Source organism: Synechococcus sp. BA-120 BA3, from assembly GCF_034931285.1.
In the GTDB taxonomy this organism is placed as follows: domain Bacteria; phylum Cyanobacteriota; class Cyanobacteriia; order PCC-6307; family Cyanobiaceae; genus Cyanobium.
Genome location: NZ_JAYGHZ010000447.1, coordinates 1 through 1655 on the forward strand (window position 1 = coordinate 1; position 1655 = coordinate 1655).

At 71.7% G+C, this 1655-nt stretch carries 3 protein-coding genes; all 3 read right to left on the bottom strand.

Annotation, left to right across the window (positions count from 1 at the left end; all coding sequences use genetic code 11):
* Window positions 1-445: AAA family ATPase (locus VB737_RS16635; RefSeq protein WP_500314599.1), on the bottom strand; the 445-nt coding region annotated here is incomplete at its 3' end.
* A gap of 55 nt (window positions 446-500) precedes the next feature.
* Window positions 501-1052, bottom strand: a complete 552-nt coding sequence (gene tmk / locus VB737_RS16640; RefSeq protein WP_500314600.1) for a dTMP kinase — start codon at window positions 1050-1052, stop codon at window positions 501-503.
* Window positions 1049-1655 (bottom strand): HAD-IC family P-type ATPase (locus VB737_RS16645; protein WP_500314602.1); only part of this gene is annotated, 607 nt, incomplete at its 5' end. The genes tmk and VB737_RS16645, both read right to left, overlap by 4 nt.

Sequence of the window (1655 nt, forward strand, 5' to 3'; positions counted from 1 at the left end):
CGGTCAAGGCGTCGATCACTGGGCGGTCACCTTGGCCAGCCAGCCATTCCGCCACCTTTTCGTATTCGGGGTCATAGACGGGGGTATAAAGAATGCGATGGATCGTGGTGGCCGGCACACCGCGATTGCGCAAGACGGAGGCCGCCTTGTTGGTGGGCGCCAGCACGGCCGCAGTGCGGCGGTCCTTGCGCCTGCGCCCTTCCCAATCGCCCGAAATGATATCGACGCCCGCCGCTTGCAGTGCGCGCACAAGCCCGGCCAGAAGCAGGGTCTTGCCCGAGCCCGCCTTGCCCACCACGGCCATCACGCGGCCCATGCCATCGGCGGCCGGGGTCAGCGTGTCATTGTCGAGGTCCACGCCGATGCCGCGCAGCGCCGCGGCGATGCTGTCATGGGCTTGGGCCTGATCGTCGGAAAAGGCGATGGTTGGAGCAGGGGCGTTCATGGTGGCGAACCTAGCTTGCGCCGTGCCCATGTGCGAGAGGCAAACGCCCCGCCCGTTAGCCGTTATCGCGATCCAGTGCCATTTCCGACAGGCGTACCGGTTGGCGGGTGCTGGGCATCTCGGCCTCGATCCGGTCGGCGGGCCGGTCGCCGCGGCGCTGCAGGGATCCGGCCAGGGGGAGATCGAGCCAGAGGGTGAGATCGGGCTCCAGGCCGCCGGTGGCCATCGCCTCGAGCTGGTGGATGGTGGCCATGGGCAGGCCGCGGCCATGGCCCTGGTAGGCCGCGGTGGAGCCGCTGTAGCGATCGCTCAGTACCCAGTCGCCGGCGGCCAGGGCGGGGCGCAGGCACTCCTCCACATGCTGGGCCCGGTCGGCGGCGTAGAGCATCAGCTCACAGAGGCTGCAGGGGGCGACCCCGGCCGGAGGGTGCAGCAGCAGGGCACGCAGGGCCTGGCCCAGGGCCGTCCCGCCCGGTTCCCGCGTCACCAGCAGCCGGGACCCGGGAGCCATCAGGCCGCTGAGCGGCAGCCAGGCGCGCAGGGCCTCGATCTGGGTGGTCTTGCCGCAGCCGTCGATGCCCTCCAGCACCAGGAAGCGCCCGCTCATGGCGCGGGATCCGTGGGGAGGCCCTGAAGCAGCAGGGCGTTGCCGACGACGGTGATCGAGCTGAAGGCCATCAGCAGGGCCGCCAGCTCGGGCGAGAGGCTCAGGCCGAAGCCCGGCAGCAGCACACCGGCGGCAATCGGCAGGACGATCAGGTTGTAGCCGAAGGCCCAGGCCAGGTTCTGGCGGACCTTGGCCATGGTGCGCCGGGCGATCTCCAGGGCCCGGACGATGCCGTCGAGTCCCTCCCCCATCACCACCAGGGCCGCGCTCTCCTGGGCGATCTGGGTGCCGGTGCCGACGGCGATGCCCAGGTCGGCGGCGGCGAGGGCGGGGGCATCGTTGATCCCGTCGCCCACCATCGCCACGGCCCCCCGGCCATGGGCCAGCAGCAGCCGTTCCAGCTTCTGCTCGGGACGCAGTTCCCAGGCCAGCTCCTCCGGCCGCAGGCCCAGCCGGCGGCCCAGACCCTCGACGCTGGCGCGCCGATCGCCGCTGAGCAGGCCCAGCCGCAGCCCGAGCCGCCGCAGCCGGGTGACGGTGGCGGCGGCATCGGTCCTGGGCCGGTCCTCCACCGCCAGGAGTCCCAGCAGCCGTCCCTCGGCG

What these genes read in the sequence shown, in the direction of transcription:
- tmk (WP_500314600.1), bottom strand. Translation starts at nt 1,052, where the DNA reads ATGAGCGGGCGCTTCCTGGTGCTGGAGGGCATCGACGGCTGCGGCAAG.